General features: G+C 55.2%; 13 protein-coding genes. All 13 read right to left on the bottom strand.

The genetic code is table 11. From position 1 onward, the window contains the following. Nucleotides 1-51: 51 nt before the first annotated feature. The 13 genes from Mal65_RS00970 to Mal65_RS00910 all read right to left on the bottom strand — a co-directional run bounded on the left by Mal65_RS00970 (nt 52) and on the right by Mal65_RS00910 (nt 13,772). Nucleotides 52-1,122: a TIR domain-containing protein gene (locus Mal65_RS00970; RefSeq protein ID WP_145292834.1), complete on the bottom strand. Its 1,071-nt coding sequence runs from the start codon at nt 1,120-1,122 to the stop codon at nt 52-54. A 124-nt stretch (nt 1,123-1,246) separates the two neighbouring features. Then, nucleotides 1,247-1,690, bottom strand: a complete 444-nt coding sequence (locus Mal65_RS00965) for a DUF6714 family protein (RefSeq protein ID WP_145292832.1) — start codon at nt 1,688-1,690, stop codon at nt 1,247-1,249. A 101-nt stretch (nt 1,691-1,791) separates the two neighbouring features. Beyond that, the gene (locus Mal65_RS00960) at nt 1,792-2,280 is read right to left on the bottom strand and encodes a hypothetical protein (RefSeq protein WP_145292830.1); all 489 of its coding nucleotides are present in this window, start codon (nt 2,278-2,280) and stop codon (nt 1,792-1,794) included. 144 nt (nt 2,281-2,424) lie between these two features. Further along, nucleotides 2,425-2,907 carry a hypothetical protein gene (locus Mal65_RS00955; protein ID WP_145292828.1) on the bottom strand — a complete coding sequence of 161 codons (483 nt, stop codon included), beginning with the start codon at nt 2,905-2,907 and terminating at the stop codon, nt 2,425-2,427. Between the two features lie 50 nt (nt 2,908-2,957). After that, complete coding sequence (locus Mal65_RS00950; protein WP_231131256.1) at nt 2,958-3,410, bottom strand: hypothetical protein; 453 nt, start codon at nt 3,408-3,410, stop codon at nt 2,958-2,960. 741 nt (nt 3,411-4,151) lie between these two features. After that, entirely contained in the window at nt 4,152-4,595 is a 444-nt protein-coding gene (locus tag Mal65_RS00945) for a hypothetical protein (RefSeq protein ID WP_145292824.1), read from the bottom strand. 160 nt (nt 4,596-4,755) lie between these two features. Further along, the gene (locus tag Mal65_RS00940) at nt 4,756-5,388 is read right to left on the bottom strand and encodes a DUF7691 family protein (RefSeq protein ID WP_145292810.1); all 633 of its coding nucleotides are present in this window, start codon (nt 5,386-5,388) and stop codon (nt 4,756-4,758) included. 271 nt (nt 5,389-5,659) lie between these two features. Beyond that, nucleotides 5,660-6,031, bottom strand: a complete 372-nt coding sequence (locus Mal65_RS00935) for a hypothetical protein (RefSeq protein ID WP_145292822.1) — start codon at nt 6,029-6,031, stop codon at nt 5,660-5,662. Nucleotides 6,032-6,754: 723 nt separating this feature from the next. Continuing rightward, nucleotides 6,755-7,321: a hypothetical protein gene (locus tag Mal65_RS00930; RefSeq protein WP_165700992.1), complete on the bottom strand. Its 567-nt coding sequence runs from the start codon at nt 7,319-7,321 to the stop codon at nt 6,755-6,757. Between the two features lie 1,329 nt (nt 7,322-8,650). Further along, nucleotides 8,651-9,025, bottom strand: coding sequence for a hypothetical protein (locus tag Mal65_RS00925; protein WP_145292818.1), 375 nt, complete (start codon nt 9,023-9,025; stop codon nt 8,651-8,653). Nucleotides 9,026-9,710: 685 nt separating this feature from the next. After that, nucleotides 9,711-10,388, bottom strand: a complete 678-nt coding sequence (locus tag Mal65_RS00920; RefSeq protein ID WP_145292816.1) for a hypothetical protein — start codon at nt 10,386-10,388, stop codon at nt 9,711-9,713. 689 nt (nt 10,389-11,077) lie between these two features. Continuing rightward, entirely contained in the window at nt 11,078-11,527 is a 450-nt protein-coding gene (locus Mal65_RS00915; RefSeq protein ID WP_165700991.1) for a hypothetical protein, read from the bottom strand. A 1,897-nt stretch (nt 11,528-13,424) separates the two neighbouring features. Then, nucleotides 13,425-13,772, bottom strand: a complete 348-nt coding sequence (locus Mal65_RS00910; RefSeq protein WP_145292812.1) for a hypothetical protein — start codon at nt 13,770-13,772, stop codon at nt 13,425-13,427. Between the last annotated feature and the right edge of the window lie 1,516 nt (nt 13,773-15,288).

Genomic DNA, 15,288 nt, shown 5'->3' with positions numbered 1-15,288 from the left:
CTTCAAAACCGCCGACTCGCGTACTCCGGTGCACGCGATTGTTACGCCATTCTATTGTTCCACGACCTTCGAGATGTCGAAAACTGCTTCTTCCGGATTCCTGATCGCCGAGACGATGTTCTCGGCAACCTTGTTGAGCAGCTTCTGGCCCCAGAAAGGATCATTCTTGTCGTAGTAGATCACCCGTATGTGCTTCAAGTCAAATGGAACATCGTCCTCGTTCGAAGATACGAGCACAACAGGTTTCTGAAGTGCATGGGCAATTCCAAGCTCGTAGAAAACATTCGGGTTCTTGGTAGTAAGTTCAGCAACCAATACCTTTGCTGCGTTGATGCCAGACCAAACTTGATCCATGATTTTGCCAGCACCGAAAATTTCGTTGTCAGCGCGCACGGGAACAAGTTTTGCCTTCTCGATTGCAGGTTTGTAGACGGTCGAGTAATAGTCACCAATTGGCGATGCAAACGGCATCATCACGAAACAAGAGTCGCCAGATGCAACCTTAACGCCGGAGCTAAGTTTGTCGATGTATTCGTCGGACTCCTCGTTCGCCTCTTGTCCGGAGCCCGCCGCATCCAAGACGCGAACGCGTCCATCATGTTCCTCAAGCAGCGAGGCCGTTCGAAGCGAAGACGTGAATATATCCTTGAACTCACTGACTTTGTCTCTCGGGATCTTAAAGGTATCTTCCAACGCATTGTCGAAGAATTGGCGATCGGGAAGATTTTCACCCCGATAGTGCTTGTAAACGTCAGAGATGACCGGTGCATTCTGGATCGCTTGTTGATACCCAGACGACACGTCTTCGGAAGATGTTGGACGAAGCACTTGCCGTCCGAGATCCGTTACTTCAAGTTTCCTGGGTTCAGGTCGATTTAGGAATCCGTATTTGATTGCAGAGCTGATTTCAACGCCCGTGGGCCCTTTCGCCGACTTCAGGCCCAGAAACCCCGCAGCTTGATCATCCGAGCAGACTTTCCCAGCGTTTTGATCAAGGATCGCTGTAGGTATCCGAAGAGCGTCCGTGATGCTGTGACGAGGGTATTTTGCTTGCGCGGTTGAGGTGCCAGAAGAACGCGTCGACGCGCGTTTCTTGGATGGTGCAGATTTTTTCTTTGCCATCAGTAGGATTCACGTTGTCGTTCAAGTTGAAAGATCATTGGCGTAACGTCACGCGTCACCGGGTACGCGCGAAAGATTTTCCATTTCAAAACCGCCGACTCGCGTACTCCGGTGCACGCGATGGTTACCCCCATGTCTTGACGGTCTCGCGTGATCGTTCGATGTGAGCATCAGGCGTCACGCGTGCTTCGTACCAGTCAAGCCAAGCAAGGATTGCGTCGCCTTTGGCAGGGTCCATCAGTCTACCAAGTTCAGTCATTCGTGTTCGGCAAAAATCAGATGTCCCACCAAGTGTGTAGGTCACATATTCACCAAGGATGTCAGCCGTTTCTGGGTCGTCGATCTTGGCAATTAAGTAGCCAGGCAAATAGTAGCCCAGTCCAGCGACCGTAAGCAGAGAGAACCCGTCGTCGCACATCCGATAGTCTTGCACAGTTGGTTCGTCCCACGGACGACCAGCAAGAATCTCGTGTAGGTGCTCAACACAGTAGGTGTCTTCGATCGCGGCTTCAGACGTTGGAATCGGGTGGACCGGAAATGCGTTGCGAATTTGGTCTACGACTTCCATCAATTCAGTGGGGTAACGTCCGCCGTCACCGGGCGGCGAGTGAAAAGTTAGCCATTGGTAAACGGAGTGCCGCCGCTCCGGTGCACGGCATGGTTCGCCGTTCACTTCTGGCCTGGAGCGTTAACCCGCGTTAACACAGTTCCGTCCATCCGAATCACGACGTCGACGTCCCGGTCCCGACCGTCTCTCGTGACTTCTAGCGTTGCCTGCCAGTACCATTTGCCGTTGTCGGATTCGAGGGGGAGCAAGGCAAGTTTGGTCAGCAACCATGTGATATCGTCGTGTCCAGAATACCAATCCGCGGCTGTTGCCTGAGCTACAAGCACCGCGTCGCGAGGTGACAGAGGAGGCGTACCTTCTTCAGGTAGCCATGGTGGTGTTTCGCGAAGATCCTGGCTGCCAAACGATGTCCATGCGTTTGTGCCAGACGACGGAAACGACCCAGATCCGCGCATGAACCCCCGGGTTTCTTCAATCCGCGAGTGATCAAATCCAGTCGCGAGCTGGCTATCAACTTGGGCGAAGGCTGCAATTGCGGAGAAAAGCACAGTAATCGCGGCAAAGGCCAAGTGTCGGTTCTGATTTTGCATCGGACCGTCCGTGGAAGCTCCAAAATTGGTTTAGTTGCAGATGAAAGAGAGTGATCCGCCGGCGAACGTTACCCGTCACCGGGCCGGGAAAGTTGATCTTCCATTTGTGAAACCGCGCAAGCCCGGCTCCGGTGCACGGGATGGTTACCCGAGGTTCTGGGCAGAGGAGCCGGGGAGTGCGGAGAGGACAAGTCTACCGAGAGCGATCTCGAACGGCAACGCAGCGAGAGTGATGGCGATGGCCACAGGTACAAGGAGAAGGTCATTCAATCCACCTTGGAGTGTCCAAAACACGAAGAGGAAGACGAGCAGCCGCAAGTAGCCTCGCAGCGTGAAGTCTTTGGATTGGCAGTAGTTCAGCCACAGCACGAATGGGAAACACCCTATCGCTAGTCCAGTCGGATAGGACATTGAGCGCAAGAACGGAAGCAATTCGGAAATGAGCCCGGCGACCGCGAAACCGGTCAGAATCACGACGAAGCCCACCATTGAGTCGACCAGCCATTGTGATGTGCGTTCAGGAGTTAAACGCACTGGCGGTGGTTCAAGAATCCACCGAATGAGTTGCGTCCAGACTGGAGTAGGTTCTGGTTCGAGATGCGACGGTTCGTACGGATTGACCATCATTCAGCCGGGTAACGTCCGCCGTCACCGGGCGGCGAGAGTAATACTGACCATCAAGAAACGCGCTGACGCCGCTCCGGTGCACGGCATGGTTCGCCGCTCTCTGGTTGCGGTGCGAGAAAGTAAATGCAATCGGACCGGAACCAAACGTAACCAACGCCGATCGTCACCACACAATATACCACGATCGAACCGGGGTGAGCCCCGGCGGCGAGCAGGCGGGGAGTGTCGAGAAAACGATCACCCGATATCCAAACCAATGCGAGATAGCCGCCATTCGCAATCAAACAAAAGTCAGCGATGAACCACGCCCAGCGCCTACGGACGATTGCCGCCCCAATGAACGGGACGGCAACGCCAAGCAGCGGCCCGGCCCAGAGTGTTACGAGCGGATGCGGATCGGGTGAATGCAAGCTGTAGGGCATCCGCCAGGGAGCTAGGTCGAAGTCGGTCAGCGTCGCACCGCATGCCATGCCGCCGACGATGTGCCCGAATTCGTGCGTCATGGTCATTACGATCCAAGCGGACGCAAGCAAGATAGCGAAGATGAGGTAGCGACGTATCAATCAGCGTTACCGGTTGAGCATCGGTATTGGTCGGCGAACGGTCGCGTTAACCGAGCGGGGGCTTGGAAACGTGGTCAGCGAAGCGTCTAAGACGGCTCAACCCCGCTTCGGTTGAACGCATTGTTACACATCGAATCAAGCCGGCAACGTCGCACGGCTCGAAGCATCGTGTTTCTTCCGTTCGAAGCCGACCAAAGCGTTGCGGGATCGGGGTTTCCGAAGCCGGCGGCCAGACACGAAAAGAAGACATCCAGCGGCCGGCGGCGAAGAGTGCCCCGAGACCGCGGTGGAATCCAGGACGAGTCAAGCAACGTAGCACATTCGCCAAATCGACCGCGCAACCAACGCCCGAATCGGCTTGAAGATCGCGACGTTCCGACGCAAACACTTTGGCGGATGGAAGTATCAATTGATTCAAAGCGTCGGTACGTGGTGATCGTCTCTGCGTTCAGTCAACATTGCGAAGCGGCGAAAGACCGAGCACGACCAATGCGCTTAGCGACACCGCCAAACACGACACCGCATCGGATCTTGATTCACCATCAAAGCCGGCCGACCGCGCACCCGAAAGTCAAAGCCTGATGCCGATCAGAGCGGACCCCGTGTAACGACCGACATCACGGGGGACGGAGAGTGAACTATCCATTGCGAAAAAAGCCGCAAGCCGTCCTCCCGTGCATGTCATGGTTCGCCCACTTCTTCGGGAATTGTGCTGGCAGCGTCAATCGCGTTGTCGAGTGCAGCGACGAATTCGTCAAAACCCGATTGCTGAGCGCCGCGAAAAACATAGACAGTCTTGTCTTTCAGCATTGTATCGAATGTAGCCCATTCTATGGGACCGATTAGCCATGGAGAAAAGCGGTAAGCGAGAACCAGGAACGAAACGACGGGGATAGAGATCGTGTAGGTCAGTCCAAACTCGAGCCAGCTGACGACGCCAAACGCAAGAAGAGGAAGGAGAACAGTCATCGCCAAGTACTTCCATCGCGTCCCACGGTCGATGGAGAACATCGGATGCGGGACCATCTTTGCGAGTGGCATGGATTGCTTCCATTCATCGCCGTTGGCAACGTATCGCCAATTGAGCACGCCGTGATCGACGGAAGCCTCGACGCGCATGTTCATGCGACGTGCACGGTACGATAACGGGTTAGAACTCAAAGCGACGAGCTATCTTGTTGGGCGAACGGCGGCGATGACCGGGCCGCCGTCATCGATCATCCATTTCAAAACGCGCTGTCGGCGGCTCCGCGTCCATCGCTTGGTTATCCGACATTTGCGTTGGTCAGTGGCGAAATGAAATGACACCTTTACCGAGTTTCTTGGCAGCCTCAAGTGTCTCGACGTAGGCATCAATGTCTTCTTGAATCTCCTCTGCGTTGATTCCACCAGGTTTCAGTCCAAATCCGACGGCGTTCATCAATCCGCGAATCGCGGACATTGCTTCCGCAGAGTCGCTACCGACCTTTTCATGATCTGCTCTGGCCATAGCGATTTCGTCATCAAGTTGGTTGAAATCCAAGTACCCAATCATTGGGAAATCACTCGGCTCTGGAATCGGGATCGGGATACCAGATTTCACAAGCAGCGAATCGTAAGGGTGATCAGTCACGTCAGCAACGCCGTACTCGCCTCCCTCAACCTCTTGTCCCATGTGTCTACAGATCATTTGGAGTGCGTAACCGTACATCGCCCCTTCCGCGCTTGGTCGAGCGTTGCCCTCAAAGATCTCGCGAAGTGCTGTGGCTGTGTCTGGTAAGTCGCCGTCCTCGATCTCGTCTTCAAAAAACGCGTCGTTATCCTCGATGTCTTCTGCCTGCGATTTGAGGATACCTTCTAGCAGGGCGTTGTTCTTCGAACCGTAGAGCGCCTTCACTTCGGCAACCTCGAGGGCAAAGAAGCTGTGCGAATATCCCATGAATGTCTCCTTGGATAGGATGCTACGTTTGTCGGATAACGGCCGGGTTCACCGAGCCGGGAGAGTTGATTTTCCATTCCAATTAAACGCGCAAGCCCGGCTTCGGTGCAACCCTTGGTTCTGCTATTGCTTTGTGCAGAGACACGTGTTTGCGGAATCGGCCAATTTCCGCTGGAGGAAAGTATAGCCAACCGCCATTCCACTCGATACGGAAATGCCCTTTTGTTGTTGATGCGCTAGTGATTTCCCGTGGTGGGAATCGAGGGACCGTCTAACCATGTATCAATACCTCTCGCCGCGTTGCTTCGGCGATGCGAACCACTCGATTCCACGGTAAAAACCGTGGATGACCGAGCAGCCGTCGGAACCGTAGGCCAGCGGACGAAATTTCAATGCCGCGAATCGTAAAAAGCAAAATCGAACCGATCATGAATGCGATTGTTGCGCCGCCAAGAACAAGCGAATTCGTAAACCATGCAACAAGACCCGCTGGAATCCAAAGGTATATCAAGCCCGGTAATTGACCGGCAACAAGATCGAAGCCGTCGAGGTAAAACGGAGCAACGTTTATCGTGACCGAATCAGATTCGTCGCCTTCCGACTCTACAGGTTCGTTGGCGGCAGGAGGTTCGTACGGATTCAACGCGGAACATTCCTAGTGAGCAGAACGGCGGCGTTAACCGAGCGGGGGCGTGGGAACGTGGTCAGCGAAGCGTCCAAGACGGCTCAACCCCGCTTCGGTTGAACGCATTGTTACACATCGAATCAAGCCGGCAACGTCGCACGGTTTGAAGCATCGAGTTTCTTCCTGTCGAAGTCGGCCAAAGCGTGGCGGGATCGGGGTTGCCGGAGCCGGCGGCCAGACACGTAAAGAAGACACCCAGCGGCCGGCGGCGTAGGGAGCCCCGAGACCGCGGTTGAATCCATGACGAATCAGGCAACGTAGCACATTCACCGAATCGACCGCGCAAACACCGCTCGAACCGGCTTGAAGATCGCGACGTTCCGACGCAAACAAAGTCAAAGCTTGAAGCATCAATCGATTCAAAGCGTCGGTACGTGGTGATCGTCTCTGCGTTCAGTCAACATTGCAAAGCGGCTATTGTCCGAGCACGACCAATGTGTTCAGCGACACGGTCAAACATGACACCGCATTCTAACTTCAATCACCATCGAAGCCGGCCGACCGCGCACACGAAAATCAAAGCCTGATGCCGATCAGAGCCGACCCCGTGTAACGTTAGAAATCACGGGGAACGGGCGAACGACTCGCAAGCAGTCGAGAAAACGGACCACCCGTTCTCCCGTGCATTTCATGGTTCGCCGTCTATCATGTGATTCGAGCTCGGCGACGGTGTTCGAGCATCTATTGTCTGCGTTCCTGGCTCTCGGTGATCGCACGTGGCAACCACGCTACAAAACGGTGGAGGCAAGTGTAAAGGAACACGAGTAGAAACGATAGGAAGAACGCCGCAACCGCGTTGAGTATCGGTGCATAGCCATCACCCGTTCGTGCAGCCACGACCAGAGTGTGATCATCCACCGCAAAGAAAGTCGGACTGCCGGGCGGCGGTCCTGTATAGATCGTTGAGCCGGGAAAGATTGGTTTACCGCGTGGCATTTCGGAGCCAGTGAAAATGAATGAATCACCCGGCTTTGGCAGCGGTGGAACCCCCGAAAAATCGTCACCAACACAAACCATTCGAACGCGGTCTCCATCACGCAACGTGGCAACGTACGTAAGGATGGCGCCACCTATTAGTTCACCCGTTACTGCATCTTCCCCATGCCAAGATCCGCCCCAATCCTCGGTCTCAATTGACTCAAGCGTCCAAACACCGTCACGTTGGATCGCATCGCTCGCGCTACCAATTGCAAGCAGAATTGCGAACAGCGTTGATACAGCCAAGAGGTGACGCAATCCAAATCGCAAGAATAGTCTCCGTCGGCGAACGGTACGGTTTACCGGGCACGGACGGTTGATTTACCATTTGAGAAACGCCCGCAAGCCGTGCTCCGGTACAACCGATGGTTATCCCTTACGGTTGACCGGGCATTGAACTCACGCGGGACCGCGAGAGCGGAAATCAACGGCGGGACGCCGCCACCCGTAACGCCATGATACCGAAGCCAGTGCGGGTGCGTCCGATTTGCCGGCGATGATGGCCCAGAAGGGACAAAATCAATCGTCGTCGGCAAATCGGACGCTGCCGCAGGAGGTTGAACAAGAGTCAATTGTTCCAACAGGTTCGCCCGTGACTTCAGGCGTTGGATACGAAGTTGCGGGTTGAACCAGAGGGAAGGCCAGAACGTTCCGAATCGTTGACGATCAGTCAGAATGCGTGTCCAAGATAGATCGTCGACGATTCGGTACGTCATGGCCGATTGTGCCAGCAGAGTGAAAACGTCGCGTCAGATGTCGAGCACGAACGGCAGTGCGAATGAGTGTTGCGAGCGTTCAATTACTACGCAAGTCGCGTTGCCGTCATCGATTTGACGCGGAGTTTGTTGCCAACTTGCGTGGGTGAATCGAAAGCCGAGAAACGTCACGCCAGGAGGTTATGTGAGAAGATTCTGCACGATCAAACGATGTGCGATCCAGAGTGGGATAACGGTCGCGTTAACCGAGCGGGGGCGTGGAAACGTGGTCAGCGAAGCGTCCAAAACGGCTTAACCCCGCTTCGGTTGAACGCATTGTTACACATCGAATCAAGCCGGCAACGTCGCACGGCTTGAAGCATCGAGTTTCTTCTTTGTGATGTCGACCAAAACATGGCGGGATCGGGGTTTCCGAAGCCGACGGCCAGACACGGAAAGAAGACATCCAGCGGCCGGCGGCGAAGGGAGCCCCGAGACCGCGATTGAATTCCAGACGAGTCAAGCAACGTAGCACATTCACCAAATCGACCGCGCCAACAACGCTTGAACCGGTTTGAAGATCGCGACGTTCCGACGCAAACAGACTCACGGCTTGAAGCATCAATCGATTCAAAGCGTCGGTACGTGGTGATCGTCTCTGCGTTCAGTCAGCATTGTGATGCGGACATCGACTGAGCACGACCAATGTGTTCTGCGACACGGTCAAACATGACACCGCATTCGATCTTGATTCACCATCAAAGCCGGCCGACCGCGCACAAAAAAATCAAAGCTTGATGCCGATCAGAGCCAACCCCGTGTAACGGTCGCGTCCACCGGGACGCGGGAGAGAACATTGCATTCACGAAAAAACTATCCACCGCGTCTCCGGTGCGACGCATTGTTATCCGTCACCAGCAGTCGGATCAGAGTTCCTTGATACGAAATCATCAGTCACCGATGGACGCATGAGAACGACAAGTGTCAAAACGCCAAGCACTGTTCCAAGCGGCATGATGAGACACTCGACAGCAGCAACAGTGAAGCAAAACCAGTACATCCTACGCGTATACAGCAGTATCCCCACGACGAAGATCAGCAATGACGTCAGCAGCATTAAAACGAACAAAAACGAAATAAAAGTGGGCAGCTGCCCCATTATCGCAACACGTTTGGCTAGAAGAAACTGCCCAAGTGAGGTAGCAAACAAGAACAAGCCAGCAACAATGTGCAAGACTGAAAGCACTCTGATGTGAGTTTTGTCGGTCTCGTTAGTCATGGAGTATCCATGCTCTCAGTCGGATAACGGTCGCGTTAACCGAGCGGGGGCGTGGAAACGTGGTCAGCGAAGCGTCCAAGACGGCTTCACCCCGCTTCGGTTGAACGCATTGTTACACATCGAATCAAGCCGGCAACGTCGCACGGCTTGAAGCATCGAGTTTCTTCATTGTGATGTCGAACAAAGCGTTGCGGGATCGGGGTTGCCGGAGCCGACGGCCAGACACGGAAAGAAGACATCCAGCGGCCGGCGGCGTAGGGTGCCCCGAGACCGCGGTGGAATTCAGGACAGGCCAGGCAACGTAGGACGTTCACGACATCGACCGCGCAACCAACGGTTGAAGCGGCTTGAAGATCGCGACGTTCCGACGCAAACACTTTTCCGGCTTGAAGTATCAGTTGATTCAACGCGTCGGTGCGTGGTGATCGTCTCTGCGTTCAGTCAACATTTCGAATCGGCGAAAGACCGAGCACGACCAATGTGTTTCGCGACACAGCCAATCATGACACCGCATTCGATCTTGATTCACCATCAAAGCCGGCCGACCGCGCATCCGAAAATCAAAGCTTGATGCCGATCAGAGCCAACCCCGTGTAACGACCGCGATAACCGAGTCGCGGCGGTTGATTTTCCATTGTCAAAAACGACGACTCCGCGACTTCGGTTCATCGCATGGTTCGACAGTTCATCGGGATTTCGTTGTCAGCCAAACCGACGCCTGACGCTCGCCACTTTTCCAATCGGCGAACGTCAGCATCGTCGCCCATGACTCGTCGTCACTCAGCTTCTGAATTGGGTTCTTTGCATCTCGACGGTCCAACGATTCAGCCAGGGATTTTACACGATGATCAACTGCGTGGCGAATCTTGTCGCGATTGTCCGAAAGGTTGTGTGAGCGATCAGGAATGTCCGGCAGGAACAGGATTCTAGTTTCACCATCTGCTGCGAAGGTCAAATCACGCAACGTCCCGTCGTCGGTGCGAAGTACCGCATGGCGTTCCGCCTCGATGTAGAGTTTTGTGCGATACCAAATCTTATAACCGCACACCATGACACCGCCGCCGTGCTTCTCTAGATAATGCTTCACGTTGAGATCGCAGCAGCTTTGGCGTGACCATTCTTCGGGATCGATTTCCAAGAAGGTTGGAGCAGTGTTTGGGTTGATCGCCTCGCAGAACACTTTGACGTGTTCATCAATCATGCGCGGTGTTGTGAGTTTCTTTGGGTTTAGTACGTATTCAGCGAGACGCTTGCGGTCAGTTGGGAGTTCGATTTCCTGCTTCTTGCGTTGCAGCGTGCGTTTCGCTTTCTGTCTCTGCTTGGCGAGCTTCTTTTGCCGTTTGCTTTCGTTTTTGTTGGCCATCAGATTCGAGCATCACATCCTGTCGAACGGAGGCGTTAACCGAGCGGGGGCGTGGAAACGTGGTCAGCGAAGCGTCCAAGACGGCTTCACCCCGCTTCGGTTGAACGCATTGTTACACATCGAACCAAGCCGGCAACGTCGCACGGCCTGAAGCATCGAGTTTCTTCACTGTGATGTCGGCCAAAGCGTGGCGGGATCGGGGTTGCCGAAGCCGGTGGCCAGACACGAAAGGAAGACATCCAGCGGCCGGCGGCGAAGGGAGACCCGAGACCGCGACTGAATTCCAGACGAGTCAAGCAACGTAGCACATTCACCACATCGACCGCGCAAACAACGCTCGAACCGGCTTGAAGATCGCGACGTTCCGACGCAAACAAAGTCAAAGCTTGAAGCATCAATCGATTCAAAGCGTCGGTACGTGGTGATCGTCTCTGCGTTCAGTCAACATTGCAAAGCGGCTATTGTCCGAGCACGACCAATGTGTTCAGCGACACGGTCAAACATGACACCGCATTCTAACTTCAATCACCATCGAAGCCGGCCGACCGCGCACACGAAAATCAAAGCCTGATGCCGATCAGAGCCGACCCCGTGTAACGGTCGCGATCAGCGGGCCGGGAGAGTTGACGATCCATTCGTGAAACCTTGCAAGCCCGGCTCCGTTGCATCGCATGGTTCGCTGCAATTTATCACATCCCGAGCGGCGGTTGGTACGGGTTGCCCGAATCATCAACATCTTGCGTGGTTATTGATGAAAGGTCAACAGCAGCCGTCGCTTCCGGTGAGTGCAAACGCGAGCGTTTGCGAAACACGAACACGGCCAGGACAAACATCGCGGGAACGAAGGAAAACAGCAGAAGGTTCATTGGATACGCCAATATCACGGTCGGCCCCACAAAATCGAGCCAAGGTTCGCCGGGCCCATCGCGTTGGAAGATCACGGTAGGAACGGGCCAGCCGTGAAAACGAGTATTGGCATTCGCGAGATAGGTGTAGTGGAATGTCGTTAAGTATGCGGCGACGACGCTGGCAGTCAGGGCAGCTAGGAACAGCAAACGCGACCAAGTCGGAATACGGCCCGCGATCGCTGCGTGCGTAGCCCAAACGACTAAGCCGCAAGCAGCGAGAAACAGTAGCAAGATGAGAGCAAACAATGTCGTGTTGACCTGCGTTGCGTTGCCGTCTTGTCAGTCAGCGAACGGTCGCGTTAACCGAGCGGGGGCGTGGAAACGTGGTCAGCGAAGCGTCCAAGACGGCTTAACCCCGCTTCGGTTGAACGCATTGTTACACATCGAATCAAGCCGGCAACGTCGCACGGCTTGACGCATCGAGTTTCTTCATTGTGATGTCGAACAAAGCGTTGCGGGATCGGGGTTGCCGGAGCCGACGGCCAGACACGGAAAGAAGACATCCAGCGGCCGGCGGCGTAGGGTGCCCCGAGACCGCGGTGGAATTCCAGACGAGTCAAGCAACGTAGCACATTCACCAAATCGACCGCGGCAACAACGCTTGAACCGGCTTGAAGATCGCGACGTTCCGACGCAAATACTTTGGCGGATGGAAGCATCAATCGATTCAATGCGTCGGTACGTGGTGATCGTCTCAGCATTCAGTCAACGTTGCGAAGCGGCGAAAGACTGAGCACGACCAATGTGTTTCGCGACACAGCCAATCATGACACCGCAATCGATCTTGATTAACTATCAAAGTCGGCCGACCGCGCACCCGAAAGCCAAAGCCTGATGCCGATCAGAGCCAACCCCGTGTAACGGTCGCGTTAACCGAGCGGGGGCGTGGAAACGTGATCAGCGAAGCGTCCAAAAGCGGCTCAACCCCGCTTCGGTTGAACGCATTGTTACACATCGAATCAAGCCGGCAACGTCGAACGGCTTGAAGCATCGAGTTTCTCCTTTGTGATGTCGACCAAAGCGTGGCGGGATCGGGGTTGCCGAAGCCGACGGCCAGACACGCAAAGAAGACATCCAGCGGCCGGCGGCGAAGGGTGCCCCGAGACCGCGGTGGAATCCAGGACGAGCCAAGCAACGTAACACATTCACCAAATCGACCGCGCAACCAACGCTCGAACCGGCTTGAAGATCGCGACGTTCCGACGAAAACAGATTCACAGCTTGGAGCATCAATCGATTGAAAGCGTCGGTACGTGGTGATCGTCTCTGCGTTCAGTCAACATTGCGATGCGGGCGTCGACCGAGCACGGCCAATGTGTTCGGCGACGTTGCCAAACATGACACCGCGTCCGATCTTGATTCACCATCAAAGCCGGCCGACCGCGCATCCGAAAATCAAAGCTTGATGCCGATCAGAGCCAACCCCGTGTAACGGTCGCGTTAACCGAGCGGGGGCGTGGGAACGTGGTCAGCGAAGCGTCCAAGACGGCACAACCCCGCTTCGGTTGAACGCATTGTTACACATCGAATCAAGCCGGCAACGTCGCACGGCTTGAAGCATCGAGTTTCTTCCTGTCGAAGTCGGCCAAAGCGTTGCGGGATCGGGGTTGCCGGAGCCGACGGCCAGTCACGCAAAGAGGACATCCAGCGGCCGCCGGCGAAGGGTGCCCCGAGACCGCGGTGGAATTCAGGTCGAGTCAAACAACGTAGCACATTCACCAAATCGAACGCGCCAACAACGCTTGAACCGGCTTGAAGATCGCGACGTTCCGACGCAAACAGACTCACGGCTTGAAGCATCAATTGATTCAAAGCGTCGGTACGTGGTGATCGTCTCTGCATTCAGTCAACATTGCGAAGCGGCTATTGTCCGAGCACGACCAATGCGTTCGGAAACGTAGTCATACATGACACCGCAATCGATCTCGATTCATCATCAAAGCCGGCCGACCGCGCAAACGAACATCAAAGCTTGATGCCGATCAGAGCCAACCCCGTGTAACGGCGGACATCACTGGGGACGGAGAGTTGATTGTCGATCCGAGCAAACGTCGCAAGCCGTCCTCCAGTGCATGTCATGGTTCGCCGCAATTTGGCAATCGGAGGCTGAGAACCTGACGAGAACATCTCAATCCATGCCGATCCAGAAAGGAATGTAGCAGCTACATAGCCAGGAAAGTACACCAACAGCAGACGCTGCAAGTCCACGAACGCCGCTGAAGCGACGAATGATGCCAATTACGACGATAGCCACAATTGGCCATGCGAGACAAAACAGAAAGAATAATACCATTGCACCCTGGTTCGGCGCGGTTGTATAGCCGGGGCCAGCAATTGATCTTGCGATGATCGTGTATGCGGCGGCCACCGGGAAAAGTAAAGTGTAGATCAGACCGTGCAGAATCGGTGACGGTGTTACGCTTGGCGCTTGCGATCGTTCGGCGTCATACGGAGGAGGTTGATAGGGATCAGCCATAGGTCAATTTCTGTCGGCGAACGGCGGCGTTAACCGAGCGGGGGCGTGGAAACGTGGTCAGCGAAGCGTCCAAGACGGCTCAACCCCGCTTCGGTTGAACGCATTGTTACACATCGAATCAAGCCGGCAACGTCGCTCGGCTTGAAGCATCGAGTTTCTTCATTGTGATGTCGAACAAAGCATTGCGGGATCGGGGGTGCCGAAGCCGGCGGCCAGACACGAAAAGAAGACATCCAGCGGCCACCGGCGTAGGGAGCCCCGAGACCGCGGTGGAATTCAGGAAGAGTCAGGCAACGTAGCACATTCACCAAATTGACCGCGCAAACAACGCTCGAACCGGCTTGAAGATCGCGACGTTCCGACGCAAAGACTTTGCCGGCTTGAAGTGTCAGTTGATTCAAAGCGTCGGTACGTGGTGATCGTCTCTGCATTGAGTCAACATTGTGATGCGGACATCGACCGATCACGGCCAAAGCGTTTCACGACAAAGCCACGCATCTCACCGCATTCGATCTTGATTCACCACCAAAGCCGGCCGACCGCGCAAACGAACATCAAAGCTTGATGCCGATCAGAGCCAACACCGTGTAACGGTCGCGTTAACCGAGCGGGGGCGTGGGAACGTGGTCAGCGAAGCGTCCAAGACGGCTCAACCCCGCTTCGGTTGAACGCATTGTTACACATCGAATCAAGCCGGCAACGTCGCAAGGCTTGAAGCATCGAGTTTCTTCATTGTGATGTCGAACAAAGCGTGGCGGGATCGGGGGTGCCGAAGCCGACGGCCAGACACGGAAAGAAGACATCCAGCGGTCGGCGGCGCAGGGTGCCCCGAGACCGCGGTTGAATGCAGGACAGGTCAGGAAACGTAACGCGCTCACCAAATCGACCGCGCAACTAACGCTCGAACCGGCTTGAAGATCGCGACGTTCCGACGCAAACACTTTGGCGGATGGAAGTATTGGCTGAGCCAAAGCGTCGGTACGTGGTGATCGTCTCTGCGTTCAGTCAACATTGCGAAGCGGCGAAAGACTGAGCACGACCAATGTGTTTCGCGACAAAGCCAATCATGACACCCCATTCGATCTTCATTCACCATCAAAGTCGGCCGACCGCGCACCCGAAAGTCAAAGCCTGATGCCGATCAGAGCCAACCCCGTGTAACGGCGGCGTTAACCGAGCGGGGGCGTGGGAACGTGGTCAGCGAAGCGTCCAAGACGGCTCAACCCCGCTTCGGTTGAACGCATTGTTACACATCGAATCAAGCCGGCAACGTCGAACGGCTTGAAGCATCGAGTTTTTTCTTTGTGATGTCGACCAAAGCGTGGCGGGATCGGGGTTGCCGGAGCCGGCGGCCAGACACGTAGAGAAGACATCCAGCGGCCGGCGGCGTAGGGAGCCCCGAGACCGCGATGGAATTCCAGACGAGTCAGGCAACGTAGCACGTTCACCAAATCGACCGCGCCAACAACGCTTGAACCGGCTTGAAGATCGCGACGTTCCGACGCAAATACTTTGG

Source organism: Crateriforma conspicua (assembly GCF_007752935.1).
In the GTDB taxonomy this organism is placed as follows: Bacteria; Planctomycetota; Planctomycetia; order Pirellulales; family Pirellulaceae; genus Crateriforma; species Crateriforma conspicua.
This window is presented reverse-complemented; position numbering and strand designations above follow the sequence as displayed.

What these genes read in the sequence shown, in the direction of transcription:
- Mal65_RS00965 (WP_145292832.1), bottom strand. Translation starts at nt 1,690, where the DNA reads ATGGAAGTCGTAGACCAAATTCGCAACGCATTTCCGGTCCACCCGATT.
- Mal65_RS00950 (WP_231131256.1), bottom strand. Translation starts at nt 3,410, where the DNA reads ATGACGCACGAATTCGGGCACATCGTCGGCGGCATGGCATGCGGTGCG.
- Mal65_RS00925 (WP_145292818.1), bottom strand. Translation starts at nt 9,025, where the DNA reads ATGACTAACGAGACCGACAAAACTCACATCAGAGTGCTTTCAGTCTTG.
- Mal65_RS00940 (WP_145292810.1), bottom strand. Translation starts at nt 5,388, where the DNA reads ATGGGATATTCGCACAGCTTCTTTGCCCTCGAGGTTGCCGAAGTGAAG.
- Mal65_RS00970 (WP_145292834.1), bottom strand. Translation starts at nt 1,122, where the DNA reads ATGGCAAAGAAAAAATCTGCACCATCCAAGAAACGCGCGTCGACGCGT.
- Mal65_RS00910 (WP_145292812.1), bottom strand. Translation starts at nt 13,772, where the DNA reads ATGGCTGATCCCTATCAACCTCCTCCGTATGACGCCGAACGATCGCAA.
- Mal65_RS00955 (WP_145292828.1), bottom strand. Translation starts at nt 2,907, where the DNA reads ATGATGGTCAATCCGTACGAACCGTCGCATCTCGAACCAGAACCTACT.
- Mal65_RS00960 (WP_145292830.1), bottom strand. Translation starts at nt 2,280, where the DNA reads ATGCAAAATCAGAACCGACACTTGGCCTTTGCCGCGATTACTGTGCTT.
- Mal65_RS00945 (WP_145292824.1), bottom strand. Translation starts at nt 4,595, where the DNA reads ATGAACATGCGCGTCGAGGCTTCCGTCGATCACGGCGTGCTCAATTGG.
- Mal65_RS00920 (WP_145292816.1), bottom strand. Translation starts at nt 10,388, where the DNA reads ATGGCCAACAAAAACGAAAGCAAACGGCAAAAGAAGCTCGCCAAGCAG.